Raw genomic sequence first — 22,508 nt, forward strand, 5'->3', positions numbered from 1 at the left:
ATAAAAAATGTGGAATCCCACAATAGAAAACCGCACCTTCTCTACACCACAATGATAGCAATTTATTTTGTTGGAGGAGTGGGAGAACTTTTCTATGGCACGACAATATGGTTTTTATGTAGACAGTAGCAAATGCACTGGCTGCAAGACTTGCCAGGTCGCGTGTAAAGATAAAAATACATTACCCGTTGGGGTTAATTTTCGTCGTGTATACGAATATGCTGGTGGTGAATGGACTTCCACCGGGCAGGATACCTGGCGGCAAAATATTTTTGCTTATTATCTTTCTATCAGTTGTAACCACTGCGCGACACCGGCTTGTACTAAGGCTTGTCCAACCGGTGCGATGCATAAGCGTGATGAAGATGGTCTGGTGGTCGTGGATAGTAATGTCTGTATTGGTTGTAGATATTGTGAAATGGCATGTCCTTATGGAGCTCCGCAATACCATCCAGAAAAAAAATATATGACTAAATGCGATGGTTGCTATGAGTTGATTAGTCAGAATAAAAAACCCATTTGTGTTGCAGCCTGTCCATTACGGGCATTAGATTTTGGACCTATTGATGAGTTACGTGAGAAATATGGTGTGCTTGCGGATATAGCTCCGTTACCTTCCTCAGAACTGACTCAGCCCTCTATCGTTATTAATCCTAATTCGCATGCAAAACCTTGTGCCGATCATAGTGGTGCGGTTATTAATAAAACGGAAATATAATCATGCATGAGTTACCACTAGTTTTTTTTACCGTATTGACTCAAATGGTTGCCGGTAGCTTCATCCTGCTTACTATATTAACGCTGACTTCTCCTGCTTTGTCCGATGGGTCATACCAGGCAATGAATAAGTTATTGCTTTGCTTGTGGGGGATCCTTTGCATTGCAGGTATGGCGTCGATTGCACATGTCGGACAACCGTTGCGTATCACTAATGCGTTGATTGGTATTACCCATTTTTCTCCCATGAGTATAGAGATAATTAGTGTAGGTGGGTTTGGTGCTCTGGGGGCATTGATGATAGCTACACAGTGGAAAACGGGTAAAGTAATTCTGCCAATAATGCTTGTTGTCTGTGGTGTGGCACTGTGGGTGCTCTGGGCGATTGCTCATGTTTATCAGCTATCTGGTGTTGCGCTTTGGAATACGTCATGGACTACAATCAATTTTATTTTTAGCGGATTTTTAAGTGGATCGGCTCTTATTGGCGTTTTATTAAGATATTTCTATATCAACTTCCTTTCACAGAATAAAATAATTTATTTCATATGGTATTCTCTGGCTTTATTAATGTTAGGCTTAAGTGCTGGTTATTTTCTGCATATCAATGATCAGTTAAGCGTTTTGGGGATTGTCCTTCCCCCGTGGCTTATGGTGTTACAGATTATTCGTGTCTTATTAATCGGTTCGGCGCTATTATTTTTTATAGGCTCCAGATGGGAGAAACGAATCCAAAAAGTAAGTATATTTTCTTTAGTTGCAGTTATTGTGGCTGAGTTATTAGGTAGGATTTTCTTTTATGAGTTGCTGCTATTAGCGCAATTGTAGAAATGTATATCTGACGGGAGATTTTTTATGTCTGATAAAAATAATTCTTTAACTGTTGCTAGTAGCATAGGGCTATCTCGTCGACGGTTTTTACAGCTTAGTAGTTATTTGGGGGTTGGCGCTTTTTTAGCAACTCATTCATTAAATAGTATTGCAGCATCGGTAATTAGCGAACATGTTGGTGAAATTACAAAATGGCATAATTGCTGGGCTCATTGTCATTCCAGTTGTTTATTAAAAATAGTAACCGAAAATGGTCAGATAAAACGCATAGAAACAGATGATCAAGGAGATGATGTTTTCGGTAGACACCAGGTCAGAGCATGTCTGCGTGGGCGATCTTTACATAAAAGAGCTTTTTCACCAGATCGTCTTAAATATCCCATGAAGCGAATAGGAAAACGTGGAGAAGGTAAATTTAAACGTATCTCATGGGATGAAGCCCTTGATGAAGTTTATCTTCAGATGAGTAAGATTATATCTAAATATGGGAATCAAGCTATTTTTAACCGTATTGGTTTTGGGAAGCCTGATGGACCCTATCATTTTGTTCCACGATTTTTAAATTTAATTGGTGGTTTTCTCTCTGCAGAGGGCAACTATAGTAGTCATCAAATTGATACAGCATCGAAATATACATACGGTGAGTCAAAATATACTTTTGGCAGTGCGCCGTCAGAAATGGCACACTCTGATCTAATTGTTTACTTTGGCAATAATCCTGCCAATACTAGAATGAGTGGTGCAAACGATACTTACCATTATCAGCATTATAAAAAGCAAAGTAGTGCTAAAACAGTCATCATTGATCCACAATATACAGATACAGCATGTGGTCGGGAAGATCTCTGGCTTGCGATACGACCTGGTAGTGATGCGGCATTGGTTGAAGCTATTGCCTGGGTTCTTATTACTGAGAAATTTGTAGATGAAGAGTTTCTACATAAATATTGCTACGGCTATGATGGTGAACCGGGCGATAGCGAAAAAGGTATTCCATCGCTTGAACCATCATTAGGGTATAAAGCCTATATTCTGGGAGATGGGCCTGATAAGCTGGAAAAAAAACCAGAGTATGCTGAATCTATATGTGGTATTCCAAGTGAGCAAATTTATCAACTTGCCAGAGCTCTGGGGAATGCCAAAGCACCATTTATTGCTCAGGGATGGGGGCCGCAACGTCATGCTGCTGGAGAGCAAACCGCCCGGGCTATTTTTATGTTGCCTATTCTTTTGGGTAAAATTGGTTTGCCTGGGACGAATAATGGTGGTTCAGATTTTATGTTCAGTGGTTCAGATATTACCCCGATGCCAATTGGAAAAAATGGTGTGCAGGCTAAAGTTCCATGTTTTAAATGGCTTGAGGCTGTTGAGCGGGGGCATGAAATGACGGCACTGAGTGATGGTATTACCGGTGCTGAGCGGCTGACTAGCGATGTCAAATGTATTTTTATGTACCAGGGTAACTGGCTGTTAAATCAGCACTCTGACTGTAATGCTACTGCAAAAATTTTAGCAGATGAGAGTAAGCTGGAGTTCATTTTTGTTATGGACAATCATATGACGGCCAGTGCTAAATTTGCTGATATTTTATTACCAGATATCACATGGCTGGAGAACTCTCGTGTAGTGAGATTTGCTACCCATTTGACTCTAACTGAACATGTACTGGACCCTATGTATGAATGCCGCCATCCCTATCAGGTTTTTTCTGATTTGGCCGAGCGTTTTGGTGTCCGGGAGGCTTTTTGTGAGGGAAGGTCATGGGATGAATGGCAACAGTACCTTTATGAAGAGAGTCGTAAGAAACATCCAGAATTCCCACCATTTGATGTATTGCAGAAGAAAAAAACCATACGGTTACCTTTCGATCCTGAGGCTCCAGGATATGTCATGCGAGAGTTTCGGGAGGATCCAATAATCCATGCTTTGAAAACTGAATCGGGTAAAATACAGATCTATTCCCATACTCTTGCTCAGTATGCAGCTAACTGGCAATTGCCTGATGGAGATAAAATTACTCCGTTGCCGCAATATATACCAACATGGGAAAGCTATGCTGATACTGAAACACGGGAAAAGTATCCTTTACAACTGATTGGATTTAAATCGAAAGGTCGCCCACATTCGACATTCCATAATGTTCCTTGGTTAAGAGAAGTTATCCAGGATGCCTTAATGATTAATCCTCTGGATGCCCGGGCTCGTAATTTACACCAGGGGCAGCAAGTACATGTTTATAATGACCGCGGTGTAATTAGCGTCCCTATCCGTATTACCCCAAGAATTATGCCTGGAGTTGTAGGGTTGGGAGAGGGGGCATGGTATTCTCCGGATAGCCATGGCGTTGATGTAGGTGGCTGTATAAATACACTAACTCGCTTAAAACCCACTGCGCTTGCGAAAGCAAATCCCCAGGGAACTAATTTAGTTGAAGTGAGCCCCGCTCCCTGAGTATTCATAAAATATAGGCACTACTGATAAATATATTGTGGTGCCTAATGAGAGAATAACTAATGTCATTAGGTGAAGTAATGTTGTCAGAGAGAAAAAAATATCCAGATAATGAGTTTATGGATGTGTCTCTAAAGATACTTTATCATTTTTTTTATTTTGAGCCGAGCCAAGTATTACTCCAGAAACTGGTTGAAAGTCAGTTACTGGAGTATTGGCGGCGCTATTTAGTGATTGAACTAAATACTTCTGATGAATGGCTCAGTGAACCTGCCTGTCTGGCATGTTTGCAGGCTGATCACTTGGCATTATTTGTTGGTCTTGGGATGCCTGAATCAATGCCATGGGGGTCAGTGTATCTTCATGAGGATAATTTGTTACTGCAGGAATCAACATATTTGCTGGAGTCATTTTTACGTCGGCACGGATTAATTTTCCAGTTAAAGGAGCGTCAGCCGGTTGACCATATAGGACTATGTTTATCGGCGCTGGTCCATTTACTACGTCGCTACAGAATCACTGCTGACCCGGGTGACCAACGAGCGATAGTTGAATTTCTGAGTATTCATTTATTACCATGGGGAGGACGGTTCTGTTCTCTGCTGATAGCGCATGCAAAAACGCCCTTCTACCAAGATTTGGGGAAGGTAACCCGGCAGTTATTGCTTAATCTGCAGCGGGAGTACCAGGTTAGTGTGGAGCAGAAGAAGCTTTACTGGCCACCCATATCAGGACGACCATAAACCCTCTCACAGCAGAAGTGGCAGTGTTGAACTGGCTGTTTGCTGGCTGATGTCATTATAGTGTTTATCGATAGCGATAAGGGATGTGGTGAGTAGCTCAATAAGCAGCATGACCCCAACTTTGGTATTTAGGGCACCAGCGCTTAGTGGACCTTCTGGTTTTGCAGCAACAAGTTGGATATCGCTAAGAGAGGCCAAAGGGCTTTGGGGAGTATTACTAAGTGCCAGTATAGGAACGCTCCTTTTACGCGCTAATTTAACGACGTGGAGTAAATCGCGTGTTGAACCGGAACTGGATATCGCGACGACCAGAGCGTCTTTTGAAAGCGTGGTGGCGTTCATTGCCGCACGATGCATATCGCTGAAAAGCTGAGCTGGCTTACCAAAGCGAAGCATTTTGTAATGTAAATATTCACCTAAAATAGCGCTGGCAGCTACACCATAAATTTGAACAGATTGTGCATGGTGAAGCGCCAGAGCTGCATTCTCCAACAATGCCCGGTCGAGAAGCCTCGTGGTGTCCCGCAAAGCCTGAACCGATTCACTGACAACGCTATCGATCTCGTCTTCAGGTTGATATACGGGTTGACTTTGCTGAATATCAAGCGCTAGTGCCATCTTGAATTCGTTGTAGCCTTTACACCCCAGAGCCCGACACAGACGTGTGACACTCGCCTCGCTGGTGCTGCTTTCACGCGCCAGTTCGGTAATCGTCAGGTAGACAACTTTTGCCGGATCGCTGAGCACAAACTCTCCCAGCTTCTGTTGTGTTCGGCTATATCCGTCAACGCTCTGGCGCAATCTCAGTAGCAGGTTTTCATTTTCTGACATGCAAAATCCTTAATGCGTTTCTCTGCTGATAGTGTGGCGGAAAGCAGGGGAAAGATGCCAGTCATTTTAAAAAGTATGATCAGCTTCCTGGTTTGTGATAATGATTTTCATTTAATGAATATGATGTGGTAATAATTTTCATAACTGATCGGGGAGATGAAAAAATGATGCAAATGTTTAGTAGTACCTCATCTGGGGCATGGTTTGAAAAGGCACAGCGGTTTGGCAGATCGTTCATGCTGCCGATTGCGGTATTGCCCGCTGCGGGGTTGTTGTTAGGGATTGGTGGCGCACTGTCGAATCCAAACACATTGATGGCTTATCCGTTTTTGGATATCGACTGGTTGCAGGCAACCTTTACGATAATGACCTGCGCAGGTTCTATAGTGTTTGCCAACCTGCCAGTGCTCTTTGCTGTGGGGATCGCTGTGGGGCTAGCAAAAACGGATAAAGGCACCGCCGGGCTTGCAGCATTATTGGCGTTTCTGGTGATGAATTCCACCATCAATGCCTTATTGATGCTTAACGGAGCGTTGGTATTCGAGAATGCCGGTGCTGTAGGCCAGGGGATGACGCTGGGCATTCAGACGCTGGAAACAGGTGTATTTGGTGGGGTGGTTATTGGGCTGGTCACTTGCGTGCTGCATAGCCGTTTCAATAAAGTCTCACTCCCTCAGTTCCTTGGTTTTTTTAGTGGTTCACGCTTTGTACCAATTATTAGCTCCTTTGCCGCGATAGTGGTAGGGGCGGTCATGACGGTGGTTTGGCCGCATTTCCAGAAACTCATTTTTGGACTGGGTGGTTTGGTGGATGCGACAGGTTACCTGGGTACACTGTTGTACGGCTTCATCCTGCGTATGCTCGGCCCACTGGGTTTACACCATATCTTTTATTTGCCGTTCTGGACGACAGCGCTGGGCGGTAGTGAAATCGTCAATGGTCAATTAGTAGAAGGTACGCAACGGATTTTCTTTGCCCAACTTTCGGATCCCAGTACACAGCAGTTCTATGTGGGGATTTCACGCTTTATGTCCGGACGCTTCATTACTATGATGTTTGGTCTGCTTGGTGCATGCCTGGCGATGTATCATACTGCCAGGCCGGAAAACAGAAAACTTGTCGCCGGTCTGCTGTTGTCTGCGGCCCTGACCTCTTTCCTGACAGGGATCACTGAGCCTATAGAGTTTTCATTCTTGTTTGTGGCACCCGTGTTATATGTTATTCACGCCTTCCTCGATGGTCTGGCGTTTATGATGGCTCATATTTTACATATCACTATTGGGCAAACTTTTTCGGGAGGGCTTATCGATTTCCTCCTTTTCGGCGTTCTACAGGGGGAGGCTAAAACTAACTGGATGTACGTCCCCATGGTGGGGATACCATGGTTCTTCCTTTACTACTTCATTTTTCGTTATTTGATTAATCGTTTTAACTGGCTTACTCCCGGGCGTGAAAATGTAATCCTGGCTAAATCCGGTCTGCCACAAATTGAACGCGCAGCAGCAGTAATCGCCGGGCTGGGAGGCAAAGAGAATCTGGAAGAGGTGGATTGTTGCGCCACACGCTTACGCGTGACGGTAAAGGAGGGTCGCAAGGTAGATGAAGAGGCACTGAAAGCGACGGGGGCACATGGCGTAATTATTCGTGGCAATGGGGTTCAGGTGATTTATGGCCCGCATGTCACCATCATTAAAAACGAAATCGAAGAGGTTTTATCGTAATGAAAACTGTACTGAATTTTCTGAAAGGTAAATTAATTGTCTCGTGTCAGACGTTGGAAAATTAGCTGCTGTACAGTCCGTTTATTATATCGCGTATGGTGCTGACACATATCGGACATGTGCTGTAGGAAAAGAAAGCGAAATATTGCAGAGAGAAATGCCAGGGGCAGGGAGCGATGACTGAAATGTGGTGTTCAGGGATGATGCTGTTTCAGAAGATAGAGGCTACTACGGCATGTTTGTGCTGTTTAATAGCACGAGGAGCCTCGGTAACCACAGTACCTTGTTTTTGACCGCTTTTGATCGCCGCTATTTGCTGCTCATACGCCTGTTGATGCTGTTTCTTACGTTCTTGTGGGGTCATTTGCTCACCCTCCCGTCTGACTGATGATTCTTTATCCGGCTAAGAATACCTTCGTCCCTGATATTTCGCAATGCCATCGGTGTCACCCTGATATCCCGGATGACGGTGCCTGCCAGAACTGGAACCCGGCCCGGTTTGCCGCAGAAAATAGCATGTAAAGCATCGGGAGGCATGATCCTCTGGCGGGGATCTGCGATACTTAGCGTTTATCCCCTTAACAGAGAAGATTATGCAGTACCCGATAAACGAGATGTTCCAGACCCTGCAGGGCGAGGGTTACTTTACCGGCGTTCCGGCCATTTTTATTCGCTTACAGGGATGCCCGGTGGGGTGTGCGTGGTGCGATACCAAACACACCTGGGAAACACGTGAAGATCGGGAAGTGTCTCTGTTCAGTATTCTGGCAAAGACCCGGGAAAGCGATAAGTGGGGCAACGCCAGCGCAGAGGATCTGCTGGCGATCATTGGCCGCCAGGGCTGGACGGCCCGGCACGTGGTGATAACCGGCGGCGAGCCCTGCATTCACGATCTGACACCGCTCACTGCGCTGCTGGAGCAGCAGGGCTTTATTTGCCAGATTGAAACCAGCGGCACCCACGAAGTGCGCTGCACGCCGGGCACCTGGGTGACGGTTTCACCGAAGGTGAATATGCGCGGTGGTTACGATGTGCTGACCCAGGCCCTGCACCGGGCCGATGAGATAAAACATCCGGTTGGCCGGGTGCGGGATATTGAAGCGCTGGACGAACTGCTGGAAGTGATCACCGACGATAAACAGCGCATCATCGCTCTGCAGCCCATCAGCCAGAAAGAAGATGCCACCCGCCTGTGTATTGAGACCTGCATTGCCCGCAACTGGCGGCTCTCGGTGCAGACCCACAAATACCTCAATATCGCCTGATAACATCAGGGCCCGGAAGCGGGCCCTGAGCGTTGGTCTGTGAAGCGGCCTTATGACTCGCCACGGTAGATGCAGCCAGCGGTGCAGGTCTCTTTGACCATCACCGCGCTGAGCAGCGGCATCACCGGTTGCAGACGATCCCAGATCCATTTCGCCAGCACTTCGCTGGTGGGGTTTTCAAGGCCCGGGATCTCATTCAGATAGTAGTGATCCAGCCGGTCCAGGGTGGGCTTAAACGCCGCTTTCAGCTCAGCGAAATCGACAACCCAGCCGGTGTACGGATCCACCTCGCCGGTTATCTCCAGACGAACCATAAAAGAGTGGCCATGAAGGCGACCGCATTTATGGCCTTCCGGCACATGGGGCAGGCGGTGAGCGGCTTCAAATGTGAAATCTTTAAACAGGGTAGTTGCCATTTTACGGTTCTCAGTCATGCAAAAAAACCGACGCATAGTACAGGATCTGGCGCTTTTTTGCACCCGGCATCTGTGCTGCCCGCAGGCCCGGAGTCTGAGCGGCAGAGTAAACATTTATTGCGGGCGGTTGTGATTACCGGGCGGGGCACCGCCGGGTAACGCGGAGGTAAACAACAGTAATAATATTTATAATCAGTGTGTTAAATTATCTGTTTTTCAGATAATAATGATGACTAAAACTGGTTAGTCCATTTTGTTATTTAATATTTCTATCACTTCTTTAATTGTTATTACCTGCGCCGTTAACCTTACTTTCAGTTTTGTTTTTTTGCCCTGATTCGCTACTGGAACATAATAACGCATGACAACACAGGTCCCCCCATTACCGCTGCAGCCGCTGAGTGCGGAACAGCTGGCGCGGCTGCAAGGCGCAACCGCAGATCTCTCCCCCTTACAGCTGGCCTGGATATCCGGTTATTTCTGGGGCATAGCCAGCCCGCAGGCAGGCAACACCACGGCCCCGGTAGTCAACGCCAGCGCCGGGCCCGCTTCTGTTACCGTGATTTCCGCCTCCCAGACCGGCAATGCCCGCCGGGTCTCTGAGGCCCTGCGGGACGATTTACAGCAGGCGGGCCTGGCGGTGAACCTGGTCAGTGCGGCGGACTATAAATTCAAACAGATCGCCCAGGAAAAGCTACTGGTTATCGTGACCTCTACCCAGGGGGAAGGGGAGCCGCCGGAAGAGGCGATCGCGCTGCACAAATATTTATTCTCGAAAAAAGCGCCTCAGCTGCGTGATACGGCCTTTGCGGTGCTGGGCCTGGGGGATTCGTCTTACGAATTCTTCTGCCAGTCCGGCAAAGACTTTGACAACAAACTGGCTGAGCTGGGGGCGGAACGCCTGCTTGATCGCGTAGACGCGGATGTGGATTTCCAGGAGGCGGCACAGCAGTGGCGCGCCCGGTTAACCGGGGTGCTGAAATCCCGCGCCGGGAGCCCGGCACCGGTGGCAGCGCCGGTCACCGGCAGCGCCAGCCAGGCCAGCACCACGCACTATACCCGGGAAAATCCGCTGGTAGCAACCCTGGCGGTCAACCAGAAAATTACCGGTCGCCACTCTGAAAAAGACGTGCGCCACCTGGAGATTGATCTCGGTGATTCCGGCCTGCACTACCAGCCCGGTGATGCGCTCGGGGTCTGGTATCAGAACGACCCGGCCCTGGTTCAGGAGCTGGTGGAGCTTGCCTGGCTGACCGGGGATGAGCCCGTTGAGGTGAGCGGCAAAACCCTGCCCCTGCGGGAAGCACTCCAGTGGCACTTTGAGCTGACGGTGAACACGCCGCTTATCGTGGAAAACTACGCCACGCTGACCCGTAGCGAGTCGCTGCTGGCGATGGTTGGCGATAAAGCGCAACTGCAACAGTATGCCGCAACCACACCGCTGGTGGATATGGTGCGCTTTGCGCCAGCCCAGCTGGATGCCCGGGCACTCACGGGCCTGCTGCGCCCGCTGACGCCGCGCCTCTATTCTATTGCCTCCTCCCGGGAGGAGGTGGAAAACGAAGTGCATATCACGGTCGGCGTGGTGCGTTATGAGATTGAAGGCCGTGCCCGCACCGGCGGGGCGTCTGGTTTCCTGGCCGACCGGCTGGAAGAGGACGGCGAAGTGCGCGTGTTCATTGAACACAATGACAATTTCCGCTTACCGGCGGATCCGCAGACCCCGGTGATTATGATTGGCCCGGGCACCGGCATTGCCCCCTTCCGCGCGTTTATGCAGCAGCGTGCCGCGCAGGGGGCGACCGGGAATAACTGGCTGTTCTTCGGTAACCCGCATTTTACCGAGGATTTTCTCTACCAGGTGGAGTGGCAGCGCTACGTCAAAGACGGGGTGCTGAGCCGTATCGATCTGGCCTGGTCGCGGGATCAAAAACAAAAAATCTATGTTCAGGACAAACTGCGCGAGCAGGGGGCTGAACTGTGGCGCTGGATCAACAACGGTGCCCACATTTATGTCTGCGGAGACGCCAGCCGTATGGCGAAAGACGTTGAACAGGCATTACTGGACGTGATTGCTGACCAGGGCGCGATGGACGCCGGGGCGGCAGATGAATTTTTAAGTGAGCTGCGCATTGAGCGCCGATATCAGCGGGATGTCTACTAATGAGCGAAAAACACCCAGGACCTCTGGTGGTGGAAGGTAAGCTGGCGGATGCCGAGCGCCTGAAGGCAGAAAGCCACTTTCTGCGCGGCACCATCGCCGAAGATTTAAACGACGGGCTGACCGGCGGCTTTCGCGGGGATAACTTCCTGCTGATCCGCTTCCACGGTATGTATCAGCAGGATGACCGGGATATCCGGGCCGAGCGCGCTGAGCAGAAACTGGAGCCGCGCCACGCCATGATGCTGCGCTGCCGCTTACCCGGCGGCATTATCACCCCGCTGCAGTGGCAGAAAATTGACAAATTTGCCGGGGAGCACACCCTGTACGGAAGCATTCGCCTGACCAATCGTCAGACCTTCCAGTACCACGGGATCCTGAAAAAAGATCTTAAATCGGCCCATCAGGGGCTGCATGAGGTCGGGCTGGACGCGCTGGCCACCGCCAACGATGTTAACCGCAACGTGCTGTGCACCTCAAACCCGGTAGAGTCTGCGCTGCACGCCGAAGCCTACGAATGGGCGAAGAAGATCTCCGAACACTTACTGCCGCGCACCCGGGCTTATGCGGAGATCTGGCTGGATCAGGAAAAGGTCGCCACCACGGATGAAGAGCCGATCCTCGGGCCGACCTATCTGCCGCGTAAATTTAAAACGGCCGTTGTGGTGCCGCCGCAAAACGATGTGGATCTGCACGCCAACGACATGAACTTTGTCGCCATTGCACAAAATGGCAAGCTGGTGGGCTTTAACCTGCTGGTGGGCGGTGGTTTGTCGATTGACCACGGGAATAAGAAAACCTACGCCCGCACCGCCAGTGAATTTGGCTATATTCCGCTGGCCCATACTCTGGCCGTGGCCGAAGCGGTGGTCACCACCCAGCGCGACTGGGGGAACCGTACCGACCGTAAAAACGCCAAAACCAAATACACTCTGGAGCGGGTCGGGGTGGAGGTGTTTAAGGCAGAAGTTGAGCGCCGGGCCGGGATCAGCTTCGAACCGGTTCGTCCTTATGAATTTACCGGTCGCGGCGATCGCATTGGCTGGGTTAAAGGCATTGATGACAAATGGCACCTGACACTGTTTATTGAAAATGGCCGCATCCTGGACTACCCGGGGCGGCCGTTAAAAACCGGCCTGCTGGAGATAGCCCGGGTGCACCAGGGGGACTTCCGCCTGACGGCGAACCAGAACCTGATTGTCGCCGGGGTGGCGGAAAGCCAGAAAGAGCGCATTGAAAAACTGGCCCGGGACCACGGGCTGATGGCGGCGGTAACCCCCCAGCGGGAAAACTCCATGGCCTGTGTGGCGTTCCCCACCTGTCCGCTGGCCATGGCGGAGGCCGAACGCTTCCTGCCGCAGTTTGTGGACAAAGTGGACGCCATTATGGCGGCACACGGCCTGGGCCATGAGCATATCGTTCTGCGTGTGACCGGCTGCCCGAACGGCTGTGGCCGTGCCCTGCTGGCGGAAGTAGGGCTGGTGGGCAAAGCCCCGGGCCGCTACAACCTGCATATTGGCGGTAACCGTATCGGCACCCGCATACCGCGTATGTACCGGGAGAATATTACCGACGCGGAGATCCTGACCACCCTGGATGCGCTTATCGGGCGCTGGGCTACCGAGCGCCAGGATAACGAAGGGTTCGGTGACTTTGTGGTGCGCAGCGGCATTGTGCGCCCGGTACTGGATCCGGCCCGGGACTTCTGGGAGTAGTTCAACAGAGCGGGGGCCGGGCTGCGGCCCCCGCAGATCTGACGAGGTAACTATGTCGCAATTTGATCTCAGCGCACTGGGGGCACTGCCCAAAGGGGAGCAGCAGCAGGCGCTGGCCGCCACCAATGCGCAGCTGGAAAGCCTGAGCGCGGAACAGCGGGTGGCCTGGGCGCTGGAAAATCTGCCCGGCGAGTTTGTGCTTTCTTCCAGTTTTGGTATCCAGGCGGCGGTCTCTTTGCACCTGGTGAGCCAGCAGCGCCCGGATATTCCGGTGATCCTGACGGATACCGGCTACCTGTTCCCGGAAACCTACCGCTTTATTGATGAGCTGACGGAAAAGCTGAAACTGAACCTTAAAATCTACCGCGCGCCGCACAGCCCCGCCTGGCAGGAAGCCCGCTACGGCAAACTGTGGGAGCAGGGGGTGGAAGGGATTGAGCAGTACAACCAGATCAATAAAGTGGAGCCGATGAACCGCGCCCTGAAAGAGCTCAACGGCCAGACCTGGTTTGCCGGCCTGCGCCGGGAGCAGTCCGGTAGCCGGGCGGCACTGCCGGTGCTGGCCATTCAGCGTGGTGTCTTCAAAGTGCTGCCGATTATCGACTGGGATAACCGCACCGTGTACCAGTATCTGACGCAGCACGGCCTGAAATACCACCCCCTGTGGGATGAGGGCTATTTATCCGTGGGGGATACCCACACCACCCGCAAGTGGCAGCCGGGCATGGCAGAAGAAGAGACGCGCTTCTTTGGCCTGAAAAGAGAGTGCGGGCTACACGAGTAACCCGCCCCTGCCAGCCCGCGGAGTTAACTGCGGGCTTTAGCCAGATCCTGAATCAGCGGCAGCAGAATGCGTACCGTATCCCGGCTGCGCTTTTCAATACGCCCGGGCAGGTGTTTATCCAGATACTGCTGATTATCCAGATTAATGTTGTGAATATTGCTGCCCTGGGGGAAGGCGCGGCTTACCGGGTATTGCGTGCCGTTCTTCAGGCCGTTTTGCCAGTCAAGGGACTCCACTGACAGCACCGGGATCCCGGCTTTATCGAAAGGTTCGGCGTCGTTACAGCAGCCGGTGCCCGCCGGGTAACGGGGGTTATGACCCGGGTTAGTGCCTGCGGCAATGCCCTTAGTGCGGGCAATAGACAGGGCTTTATCCCGGGTCAGCTTACGGATGGAGGCCGGTGTGGAGACCCCGCTGTTAAACCACAGCTTCTGGCCCACTATCAGATTATCGAGATTGATCACCAGCAGGGTATTTTTGCGCTCCTGGGGGCTCATACGCCTGAGGATATTTTGCGCCCCGCTCATGCCTACCTCTTCGGCGCTGCTGGCAATAAACCGGATACCGTATGTGGTTTTCACCGTTTTGAGGCGCTCAGCCAGCTCCAGCATGACGCCGATACCGGCGGCATTATCATCCACCCCCTGCAGAGTCAGCCCGCCCAGGTTCTGGTCGGTGTCTTTGTCGTTTAACGGGGTGTAGGTGTCCAGGTGCGCCATAACGATAATCTGCTGTGGCTCCTGGCCTTCGTGGGCGGCCAGTACCATGCTGCCGGTGTAGTTATGCCAGTTCGTGGTACCGCTGCGGGCGGTATAGATATAGCGCCCTTTAAAGGTGCGGATATCGCTCTGGTAACCCCATGAGGCGAACTTCTGGCGCAGATACTCTGCAGACAACATTTCCGCCGGGCTACCGGCCATACGGCCCGGGAACTGGGTGGCAATATAACGGGTCTGCTCGCTCGCCAGAACGCCGGGAGCAGAGGCCTGAGCAAGCACAGGAAAAAGGCAGGCGGCACCAATCGTCAGGCTGCGTACCAGACGACGGAATGCGGGCAACATGATAATGAAATCCTCGGGCTAAGAAAGGAAAAATTCTGACTACCGCAGTATCGGACGCGGACACGCAGTACGCAATTCCTTCATTCTTAAATGCAAGAAAAATAGCATGTTAAGCACAATAAGATCGTTGCTTTGCCAGGTTGTTATTCTTTTGTGGAACTAGTCATTCCAATTGGTAATTTCATCTCGAATAAGACCTCCCTTTATAGTCGGTTAATTCGCTCTGACAACTTGCCTGTCACTACCCGCCCGACCCCCGGGCAATAAAGGCGCAAAGGAAAGGTTATGGACCAAAAACGACTCACGCATCTGCGGCAGCTGGAGGCAGAAAGCATCCATATTATTCGTGAAGTGGCCGCAGAATTTTCTAATCCGGTGATGCTCTACTCGATTGGTAAAGACTCTTCGGTGATGCTGCATCTGGCGCGTAAAGCGTTTTTCCCGGGAACCTTACCTTTCCCGTTATTACATGTTGATACCGGCTGGAAGTTCCGGGAAATGTATGAGTTTCGCGACCGCACCGCGAAAAACTACGGCTGCGAGCTGCTGGTGCACCGCAACCCGGAAGGGGTGGCAATGGGGATTAACCCGTTCGTTCACGGCAGCGCGAAGCACACCGACATTATGAAAACCGAAGGGCTGAAACAGGCCCTGAACAAATACGGGTTTGATGCGGCCTTCGGCGGTGCGCGGCGCGATGAAGAAAAATCCCGCGCCAAAGAGCGGATTTACTCCTTCCGCGACCGGTTCCACCGCTGGGATCCTAAAAACCAGCGCCCGGAGCTGTGGCACAACTATAACGGCCAGGTCAACAAAGGGGAGAGCATTCGTGTGTTCCCGCTCTCTAACTGGACCGAGCTGGATATCTGGCAATATATCTACCTGGAAAATATCGACATTGTTCCCCTGTATCTGGCGGCAGAGCGCCCGGTGCTGGAGCGCGACGGCATGCTGATGATGGTGGATGACGATCGTATCGATCTTCAGCCCGGCGAAGTGATTAAACGGCGTATGGTGCGCTTTCGCACCCTGGGCTGCTGGCCACTGACCGGCGCCGTTGAATCACATGCGCAGACGCTTGCGGAAATTATTGAAGAGATGCTGGTATCGACCACCAGTGAACGCCAGGGGCGGGTGATCGACCGGGATCAGGCAGGCTCCATGGAGCTGAAAAAACGCCAGGGTTATTTTTAAGGAGCCAGCCCATGAACAATACCATCGCACAACAAATTGCCCGCCAGGGCGGGGTGGAAGCCTACTTACAGGCGCAGCAGTACAAAAGCCTGCTGCGTTTTCTGACCTGCGGCAGCGTGGACGACGGCAAAAGCACGCTGATCGGCCGCCTGCTGCACGACACCCGCCAGATCTATGAAGATCAGTTATCCTCGCTGCAAAGCGACAGTAAACGCCACGGCACCCAGGGGGAGAAGCTGGATCTGGCGCTGCTGGTAGACGGCCTGCAGGCCGAGCGGGAGCAGGGCATCACCATTGATGTGGCCTACCGCTATTTCTCTACCGAGAAGCGTAAATTTATTATTGCCGATACCCCCGGGCACGAGCAGTACACCCGCAATATGGCGACCGGCGCCTCAACCTGCGATCTGGCTATCCTGCTGATTGATGCCCGCAAAGGCGTGCTGGATCAGACCCGGCGCCACAGTTTTATCTCCACCCTGCTTGGGATCCGCCACCTGGTGGTGGCCGTCAATAAAATGGATCTGGTGGCGTTCAGCGAGGATCGTTTTGAGGCGATAAAACAGGAGTATCTGGCCTTTGCCGGGCAACTGACCGGCGAGCTGGATATCCGCTTTGTTCCGCTGTCTGCCCTTGACGGGGATAACGTTGCCAGCCAGAGCGTGAATATGCCCTGGTACAGCGGCCCGACACTGCTGGAGCTGCTGGAAACCGTAGAAGTGAACCACACGGCGGATAACCAGCCGGTACGCTTCCCGGTACAGTATGTTAACCGCCCGAATCTGGATTTTCGCGGCTATGCCGGGACGATAGCCTCCGGCCAGCTGACGGTTGGCCAGCGCATAAAAGCGCTGCCCTCTGGCCGGGAATCCACCCTAACGCGGATTGTCACCTTTGATGGCGACCTGGAGCAGGCGGGGGCCGGTGAAGCGGTCACCCTGGTACTGGCGGATGAGATAGACATCAGCCGCGGGGATCTGCTGGTCAGTGCCGACACCTCGCTGCCTGCGGTACAGCGCGCCGCGCTGGATGTGGTGTGGATGGCCGAGCAGCCGCTGGTGGCCGGGCAGAGCTACGATATTAAAATCGCCGGTAAGAAAACCCGGGCCCGGGTTGATGCCGTGCGCCACCAGGTTGATATCAATACGCTGGACCGGCACCAGGCAGAGCAACTGCCTCTTAACGGCATTGGCCGGGTGGAGCTGACATTTGACGAGCCGCTGGTGATTGATACCTACCAGGACAACCCGGTAACCGGCGGGCTTATCTTTATTGATCGCCTGAGCAACGTCACGGTGGGGGCGGGCATGGTCCACAGCACCCTGAGTGCGGATGTGCAGGCTGTAGAGAACTTCAGCGACTTCGAGCTGGAGCTTAACGCCCTGATCCGCCGCCACTTCCCCCACTGGGAAGCCCGGGATCTGCGCAGCCTGGCGGGGGGCCGCTAATGGCGGTACATGACGAAAATATCGTCTGGCATCAGCATGTTATCACCGGTGAGCAGCGTGAGCAGCAGCACGGTCACCGGGGGGCGGTGGTGTGGTTTACCGGCCTTTCCGGCTCGGGTAAATCCACGGTTGCCGGGGCGCTGGAGCGCGCCCTGCATGAGCGGGGTGTCAGCACCTACCTGCTGGATGGCGACAACGTGCGCCACGGTCTGTGCCGCGACCTGGGGTTTAGCGACGACGACCGGCGCGAGAATATTCGCCGGGTAGGGGAGGTGGCCCGCCTGATGGTTGACGCCGGTCTGGTGGTGCTGAGTGCGTTTATCTCCCCGCACCGGGCAGAGCGCCAGATGGTGCGCGAGCGTCTGGCGCCCGGGCGTTTTATTGAGGTGTTTGTCGATACGCCGCTCAGCACCTGTGAAAGCCGGGATCCCAAGGGGCTGTATAAAAAAGCCCGGGCGGGAAAGCTGCCTGGCTTCACCGGTATTGATGCGGTATATGAAGCGCCCGGACAGCCGGAAATTCACCTTGATGGCGAACAATTGGTAACAAATTTAGTTGCCCAACTGTTAGATCTGCTGCGTCATAAAGATATCATCAAATCCTGAGACACTACCGGGGGACTCCCCCCGGTGACGCCACGTCACGGGATAGCTATGCGCAACGGCAGTAACCTTTTTTTATCGCGGGCTTACGGGCCACAAACGGATGATGAAACCGCGTGGTCCTTATCAGGCGGGATCATGGGGTTTATTGCGTGGCTACTGGCGCTGGCGCTGCCGTTTGCGGTGTATGGCTCCAATACGCTGTTTTTTTTCCTCTATACCTGGCCGTTCTTCCTTGCTCTGATGCCGGTTGCGGTGGTGGTCGGCGTGGCGATGCACTCCCTGCTGGCCCAGCGGATGCTGTACAGCGGTGCGGCCACCCTGGTGACGGTGGCGGTGATGTTCGGGATCCTGTTTTTGTGGCTGCCGGGATAACGCCCAGAGCTATGTCAATCCGTAAGAGACTATTTATAAGCGTGAGCATGGCGGGATGGACCGCGCATGACGGCGTATTCTGTGTTACATTCTGCGGCACTTTGTCGAATAAGTAGGTTCCGGGGTTTTTCAGAGATGTGGTTAGCGGGAAGTATCTTGTTTCAGGGGGCGGGATGGGCAAACTGACATTGCTGCTGTTGGCATTGCTGGTCTGGCTACAGTATTCTCTGTGGTTCGGTAAAAACGGCGTTCACGATTATACCCGGGTAAACCAGGATGTGGCGACCCAGCAGGCGACCAACACCAAACTGAAAGCGCGCAATGACCAGCTGTTTGCGGAAATTGACGATCTTAACGGTGGTCAGGAAGCGATTGAAGAACGCGCCCGTAACGAACTGAGTATGACCAAACCCGGAGAAACCTTCTACCGTATGGTGCCAGACGCTTCGCGCCGTGCCGCAGGTAATCCGACGCAAAATAATCGCTAAATAATCGTTCAGGTTCAGAGCATGGCTTCTTCCCTCCCGGATGTGGTTGCCGTGGTGCCGGCTGCCGGTATTGGCAGCCGGATGCAAACGGCATGTCCGAAGCAGTATCTTACCATCGGGGATAGCACTATCCTTGAGCACACCATCGGGTGCCTGACCGCGCACCCGGCTATCCGTCGTATTATTATCGCCATCAGCGCTGATGATCACTGGTTTGAAACCCTGCCACTGGCAACCGACCCGCGTATTCAGGTGGTAACCGGCGGCAGCCAGCGGGCGGAATCGGTGATGGCTGGCTTACAGGCCGCCCGGGGAGCCCACTGGGTACTGGTGCATGACGCCGCCCGCCCTTGCCTGCACCAGGATGATTTAACGCGCCTGCTGGCGCTGACATCCACCAGCCGTACCGGCGGGATCCTTGCCGCACCGGTGCGCGACACCATGAAACGCAGCGAGCCGGGCAGCGCAGCCATTGCCCATACGGTGGATCGCGAAAACCTGTGGCACGCCCTGACCCCGCAACTCTTTCCCCGGGAACTGCTGGAAGAGTGCCTGCAGCGGGCGCTGAATGAAGGCGCCACCATTACTGATGAAGCCTCCGCCCTGGAATATTGCGGGTATCACCCGGCGCTGGTGTGCGGGCGGGCTGATAATATTAAAGTAACCCGCCCGGAGGATTTGGATCTGGCGGCATTTTATCTCTCTCTACGCCGATAAAAGGAAAGCAAAATGCGGATTGGACACGGTTTTGATGTACACGCCTTTGGCGGCGACGGCCCGGTTATCCTGGGTGGGGTACGCATTCCCTATGACCAGGGGCTGCTGGCCCACTCTGATGGCGACGTGGTGCTCCACGCCTTAACAGATGCCCTGCTGGGCGCGGCCGCGCTGGGCGATATTGGCAAACTGTTTCCGGATACCGACCCGGCCTTTAAAGGGGCCGACAGCCGCGAGCTGCTGCGTGAAGCCTGGCGGCGAATTGCGGCAAAAGGCTACCGGCTGGGAAATGTGGATGTGACGATTATTGCCCAGGCGCCGAAAATGGCCCCCCATATCCCCCAGATGCGGGTCTTTATTGCCGAAGATTTAGGCTGCCATATGGATGATGTCAACGTGAAAGCCACCACCACAGAAAAGCTGGGCTTTACCGGGCGCGGCGAAGGGATCGCCGTGGAGGCGGTGGCCCTGATCAGTAAGGCCCCCCTATGATTGATGTGCATAATGTCACCTGGCTGCACGGGAAACCTGCCGCCACGGGCCTGATAAAATCCAGCCCGGAAGATTTTGTGGTGATTGAAGATCTGGGGTTTGGTCCGGATGGCGACGGCGAGCACCTGCTGGTGCGTATTCGCAAAGAGGGGTGCAACACCCGTTTTGTGGCCGATGCGCTGGCGAAATTTCTGAAAGTGCATGCCCGGGAAGTGAGCTTCGCCGGGCAAAAAGACAAGCACGCGGTGACCGAACAGTGGCTGTGTGTGCGCCTGCCCGGCAAGGAAACCCCGGATTTACAGGGCTTTTCCCTTGAGGGCTGCGAAGTGCTGGAATATGCCCGCCACCGGCGCAAACTGCGCACCGGCGCGCTGCGGGGCAACCACTTTACCCTGGTCTTGCGTGAAGTCTCTGACCGGGAAGAGGTGACCCGGCGCCTGAATGCGATTGTGCGCGACGGGGTGCCTAACTACTTTGGCTTACAGCGCTTTGGCCTTGGCGGCAGTAATCTGAGTGCGGCCCGGCGCTGGGCGGCGGACAACCGCCCCATCCGCGATCGCAATAAGCGCAGTTTTGCCTTGTCTGCGGCCCGCAGTGCGTTGTTTAATCAGATTGTCAGTGAGCGGCTGAAAAAAACGGATTTTAATCAGGTCGTTGACGGGGATGCGCTACAATTAGCCGGGCGCGGTAGCTGGTTTGTGGCCGGGGCGGATGAGCTTGCGGCCCTGCAGGCGCGGGTGGACAGCAAAGAACTGCTGATTACCGCCGCGCTGGCCGGCAGCGGTGAGCCCGGCACCCAGCGCGAGGCGCTCTTGTCTGAACAGCAGATCATGGCGGAAGAGCCCGCGCTGCTGGAATTACTGGTGCGTGAGCGTGTCGAAGCCGCCCGCCGCGCCATGCTGCTGTTCCCGCGGGATCTGGCCTGGGAGTGGTGGGATGATGTTACTGTTCAGTTGAACTTCTGGCTGCCCGCCGGGAGTTTTGCCACCAGCGTGGTAAGGGAATTAATAACGAGTCAGGGTGATTATGCGGATATTGCTGAGTAACGATGATGGTGTCCATGCGCCTGGTATTCAGGCGCTGGCGCACGCGTTGCGGGAATTTGCTGAGGTGCAAATTGTGGCGCCGGATCGTAACCGGAGCGGTGCGTCTAATTCCCTGACTCTGGAATCTTCTCTGCGTACGTTTGCCTTCCCCAACGGGGATATTGCGGTACAGATGGGCACCCCAACGGACTGTGTGTATCTCGGGGTGAATGCCTTAATGCGCCCGCGCCCGGATATTGTGGTCTCGGGCATTAATGCCGGTGCGAACCTTGGCGATGACGTTATCTACTCCGGTACGGTGGCTGCCGCCATGGAAGGGCGCCATCTTGGCTTCCCGGCGCTGGCGGTGTCGCTTAACGGCCACCGCCACTACGATACCGCCGCGGCGGTAACCTGCCGTATTCTGCGTGGCCTGGGGCGTGAGCCCCTGCGTACCGGGCGGATCCTCAATATTAACGTTCCGGACTTACCCCTCGCCGACATTAAAGGCATCCGCATTACCCGCTGCGGGGCCCGCCACCCTGCAGAAACCGCCATCCCACAGCAGGATCCGCGCGGTAATACCGTGTGGTGGATTGGCCCGCCGGGCGAAAAGTGCGATGCGGGCCCGGGCACGGATTTCGCGGCCGTTGATGAAGGATACGTGTCGATTACGCCACTACAGGTGGATTTAACCGCCTATGGCGCCCACGATGTGCTGAGCCAGTGGCTGGAGCGCTCAGGAGTGGACGGCCAATGGTAATCAATCGTGTCCAGACGCTTATTAATCAGCTCTGTGCCCAGGGGATCCGCGACGAGCGGGTGCTTGCGGCCATTGCCCGGGTGCCGCGCGAAAAGTTTGTTGATGAGGCATTCGGGCATAAAGCCTGGGAAAATACCGCCCTGCCGATTGGCTCGGGGCAGACTATTTCGCAGCCCTATATGGTCGCCAGAATGACTGAGCTGCTGGGGCTGACGCCGGAATCTCGGGTGCTGGAAATCGGCACCGGCTCCGGATACCAGACGGCAATCCTTGCCCATCTGGTGCACCACGTCTGCTCAGTCGAGCGGATTAAAAGCCTGCAGTGGCATGCCCGGCGCAGGCTGAAACAGCTTGATTTACATAATGTTTCCACCCGTCACGGCGACGGCTGGCAGGGCTGGAAGGCGCGGGCGCCGTTTGACGCTATTATCGTGACTGCCGCTGCGGAAGAGATCCCCGCGGCGCTGCTCTCCCAGCTGGATGAAGGCGGCATTATGGTGCTGCCGGTCGGGGAGACGCACCAGTATCTGAAGTGCGTTCGCCGCCGGGGGGATGAGTTTATTGTTGAAACCATTGAAGCGGTGCGCTTTGTTCCCCTGGTCAAAGGGGAGCTGGCATAAGTCAGGAATATCCTGGTGTTATTGATGAGGCCCCGGCGTATGGTAGCGCGATGATAATTGCGCGCCGTAAAGCGCCGGTGTAGTCAGA

23 protein-coding genes are annotated in these 22,508 nt (G+C 53.6%); 19 read left to right on the forward strand and 4 right to left on the reverse strand.

The features are described 5' to 3' along the window. Positions 1–94 precede the first annotated feature (94 nt). The 4 genes from EBL_RS19650 (at position 95) to EBL_RS04070 (ending at position 4,742) form a co-directional block, all read left to right on the forward strand. The gene (locus tag EBL_RS19650; RefSeq protein ID WP_002442425.1) at positions 95–718 is read left to right on the forward strand and encodes a DMSO/selenate family reductase complex B subunit; all 624 of its coding nucleotides are present in this window, start codon (positions 95–97) and stop codon (positions 716–718) included. Positions 719–720: 2 nt separating this feature from the next. Continuing rightward, complete coding sequence (locus EBL_RS04060) at positions 721–1,545, forward strand: dimethyl sulfoxide reductase anchor subunit family protein (protein ID WP_002442426.1); 825 nt, start codon at positions 721–723, stop codon at positions 1,543–1,545. Between the two features lie 27 nt (positions 1,546–1,572). Beyond that, on the forward strand, positions 1,573–3,999 hold the full coding sequence (locus EBL_RS04065; protein ID WP_002442428.1) for a DMSO/selenate family reductase complex A subunit: 2,427 nt from the start codon (positions 1,573–1,575) through the stop codon (positions 3,997–3,999). Positions 4,000–4,061: 62 nt separating this feature from the next. Then, positions 4,062–4,742 (forward strand): TorD/DmsD family molecular chaperone, encoded by a 681-nt coding sequence (locus EBL_RS04070; protein ID WP_002442430.1) that lies wholly within the window; start codon positions 4,062–4,064, stop codon positions 4,740–4,742. 6 nt (positions 4,743–4,748) lie between these two features. Here the strand turns inward: EBL_RS04070 and EBL_RS04075 are convergent, their stop codons facing one another. Next, positions 4,749–5,573 (reverse strand): MurR/RpiR family transcriptional regulator, encoded by an 825-nt coding sequence (locus EBL_RS04075; protein WP_002442432.1) that lies wholly within the window; start codon positions 5,571–5,573, stop codon positions 4,749–4,751. 164 nt (positions 5,574–5,737) lie between these two features. Between EBL_RS04075 and EBL_RS04080 the strand changes: the two genes are divergently transcribed. Next, a complete protein-coding gene (locus EBL_RS04080) occupies positions 5,738–7,294 on the forward strand; it encodes a maltose/glucose-specific PTS transporter subunit IIC (protein WP_002442433.1) in 1,557 nt (518 codons plus the stop codon). A gap of 211 nt (positions 7,295–7,505) precedes the next feature. Here EBL_RS04080 and EBL_RS20705 read toward each other — a convergent pair whose 3' ends face one another. After that, on the reverse strand, positions 7,506–7,658 hold the full coding sequence (locus EBL_RS20705) for a hypothetical protein (protein WP_002442435.1): 153 nt from the start codon (positions 7,656–7,658) through the stop codon (positions 7,506–7,508). A gap of 229 nt (positions 7,659–7,887) precedes the next feature. Here EBL_RS20705 and queE point away from each other — a divergent pair, with 229 nt between their 5' ends. Further along, a complete protein-coding gene (queE, locus tag EBL_RS04090) occupies positions 7,888–8,559 on the forward strand; it encodes a 7-carboxy-7-deazaguanine synthase QueE (RefSeq protein ID WP_002442437.1) in 672 nt (223 codons plus the stop codon). A gap of 50 nt (positions 8,560–8,609) precedes the next feature. Here queE and queD read toward each other — a convergent pair whose 3' ends face one another. Continuing rightward, positions 8,610–8,975: a 6-carboxytetrahydropterin synthase QueD gene (gene queD, locus EBL_RS04095; protein ID WP_002442439.1), complete on the reverse strand. Its 366-nt coding sequence runs from the start codon at positions 8,973–8,975 to the stop codon at positions 8,610–8,612. 361 nt (positions 8,976–9,336) lie between these two features. Between queD and cysJ the strand changes: the two genes are divergently transcribed. The 3 genes from cysJ to cysH are packed head-to-tail and all read left to right on the forward strand — an operon-like array spanning position 9,337 to position 13,635. Continuing rightward, positions 9,337–11,139, forward strand: coding sequence for an NADPH-dependent assimilatory sulfite reductase flavoprotein subunit (cysJ, locus tag EBL_RS04100; protein WP_002442441.1), 1,803 nt, complete (start codon positions 9,337–9,339; stop codon positions 11,137–11,139). Continuing rightward, the gene (gene cysI, locus EBL_RS04105) at positions 11,139–12,851 is read left to right on the forward strand and encodes an assimilatory sulfite reductase (NADPH) hemoprotein subunit (RefSeq protein WP_002442443.1); all 1,713 of its coding nucleotides are present in this window, start codon (positions 11,139–11,141) and stop codon (positions 12,849–12,851) included. Before cysJ ends, cysI begins: the two co-directional genes overlap by 1 nt. A gap of 52 nt (positions 12,852–12,903) precedes the next feature. Then, complete coding sequence (gene cysH / locus EBL_RS04110) at positions 12,904–13,635, forward strand: phosphoadenosine phosphosulfate reductase (protein ID WP_002442445.1); 732 nt, start codon at positions 12,904–12,906, stop codon at positions 13,633–13,635. Positions 13,636–13,658: 23 nt separating this feature from the next. Here cysH and EBL_RS04115 read toward each other — a convergent pair whose 3' ends face one another. Next, the gene (locus tag EBL_RS04115) at positions 13,659–14,696 is read right to left on the reverse strand and encodes an aminopeptidase (RefSeq protein ID WP_002442447.1); all 1,038 of its coding nucleotides are present in this window, start codon (positions 14,694–14,696) and stop codon (positions 13,659–13,661) included. A gap of 285 nt (positions 14,697–14,981) precedes the next feature. On the opposite strand from EBL_RS04115, the gene cysD reads away from it, so the two are divergent. The 10 genes from cysD to EBL_RS04165 all read left to right on the forward strand — a co-directional run bounded on the left by cysD (position 14,982) and on the right by EBL_RS04165 (position 22,420). Beyond that, entirely contained in the window at positions 14,982–15,890 is a 909-nt protein-coding gene (cysD, locus tag EBL_RS04120; RefSeq protein ID WP_002442449.1) for a sulfate adenylyltransferase subunit CysD, read from the forward strand. A gap of 11 nt (positions 15,891–15,901) precedes the next feature. Next, positions 15,902–17,338 (forward strand): sulfate adenylyltransferase subunit CysN, encoded by a 1,437-nt coding sequence (gene cysN / locus EBL_RS04125; RefSeq protein ID WP_002442451.1) that lies wholly within the window; start codon positions 15,902–15,904, stop codon positions 17,336–17,338. Next, a complete protein-coding gene (gene cysC, locus EBL_RS04130; protein ID WP_002442453.1) occupies positions 17,338–17,943 on the forward strand; it encodes an adenylyl-sulfate kinase in 606 nt (201 codons plus the stop codon). Before cysN ends, cysC begins: the two co-directional genes overlap by 1 nt. Before the next feature lie 48 nt (positions 17,944–17,991). After that, positions 17,992–18,315, forward strand: coding sequence for a DUF3561 family protein (locus tag EBL_RS04135; RefSeq protein WP_002442455.1), 324 nt, complete (start codon positions 17,992–17,994; stop codon positions 18,313–18,315). A 173-nt stretch (positions 18,316–18,488) separates the two neighbouring features. After that, entirely contained in the window at positions 18,489–18,803 is a 315-nt protein-coding gene (gene ftsB, locus EBL_RS04140; protein WP_002442457.1) for a cell division protein FtsB, read from the forward strand. Positions 18,804–18,824: 21 nt separating this feature from the next. Continuing rightward, positions 18,825–19,520, forward strand: coding sequence for a 2-C-methyl-D-erythritol 4-phosphate cytidylyltransferase (gene ispD, locus EBL_RS04145; protein ID WP_002442459.1), 696 nt, complete (start codon positions 18,825–18,827; stop codon positions 19,518–19,520). Positions 19,521–19,532: 12 nt separating this feature from the next. Next, positions 19,533–20,012, forward strand: coding sequence for a 2-C-methyl-D-erythritol 2,4-cyclodiphosphate synthase (gene ispF / locus EBL_RS04150; protein WP_002442462.1), 480 nt, complete (start codon positions 19,533–19,535; stop codon positions 20,010–20,012). Continuing rightward, the gene (gene truD, locus EBL_RS04155) at positions 20,009–21,058 is read left to right on the forward strand and encodes a tRNA pseudouridine(13) synthase TruD (protein WP_002442464.1); all 1,050 of its coding nucleotides are present in this window, start codon (positions 20,009–20,011) and stop codon (positions 21,056–21,058) included. The genes ispF and truD overlap by 4 nt, the downstream gene beginning before the upstream one ends. Next, positions 21,039–21,800: a 5'/3'-nucleotidase SurE gene (gene surE, locus EBL_RS04160; protein WP_014715854.1), complete on the forward strand. Its 762-nt coding sequence runs from the start codon at positions 21,039–21,041 to the stop codon at positions 21,798–21,800. The genes truD and surE overlap by 20 nt, the downstream gene beginning before the upstream one ends. Then, a complete protein-coding gene (locus tag EBL_RS04165) occupies positions 21,794–22,420 on the forward strand; it encodes a protein-L-isoaspartate(D-aspartate) O-methyltransferase (RefSeq protein WP_002442467.1) in 627 nt (208 codons plus the stop codon). The genes surE and EBL_RS04165 overlap by 7 nt, the downstream gene beginning before the upstream one ends. Positions 22,421–22,508: the final 88 nt, after the last annotated feature.

The organism is Shimwellia blattae DSM 4481 = NBRC 105725 (assembly GCF_000262305.1).
In the GTDB taxonomy this organism is placed as follows: domain Bacteria; phylum Pseudomonadota; class Gammaproteobacteria; order Enterobacterales; family Enterobacteriaceae; genus Shimwellia; species Shimwellia blattae.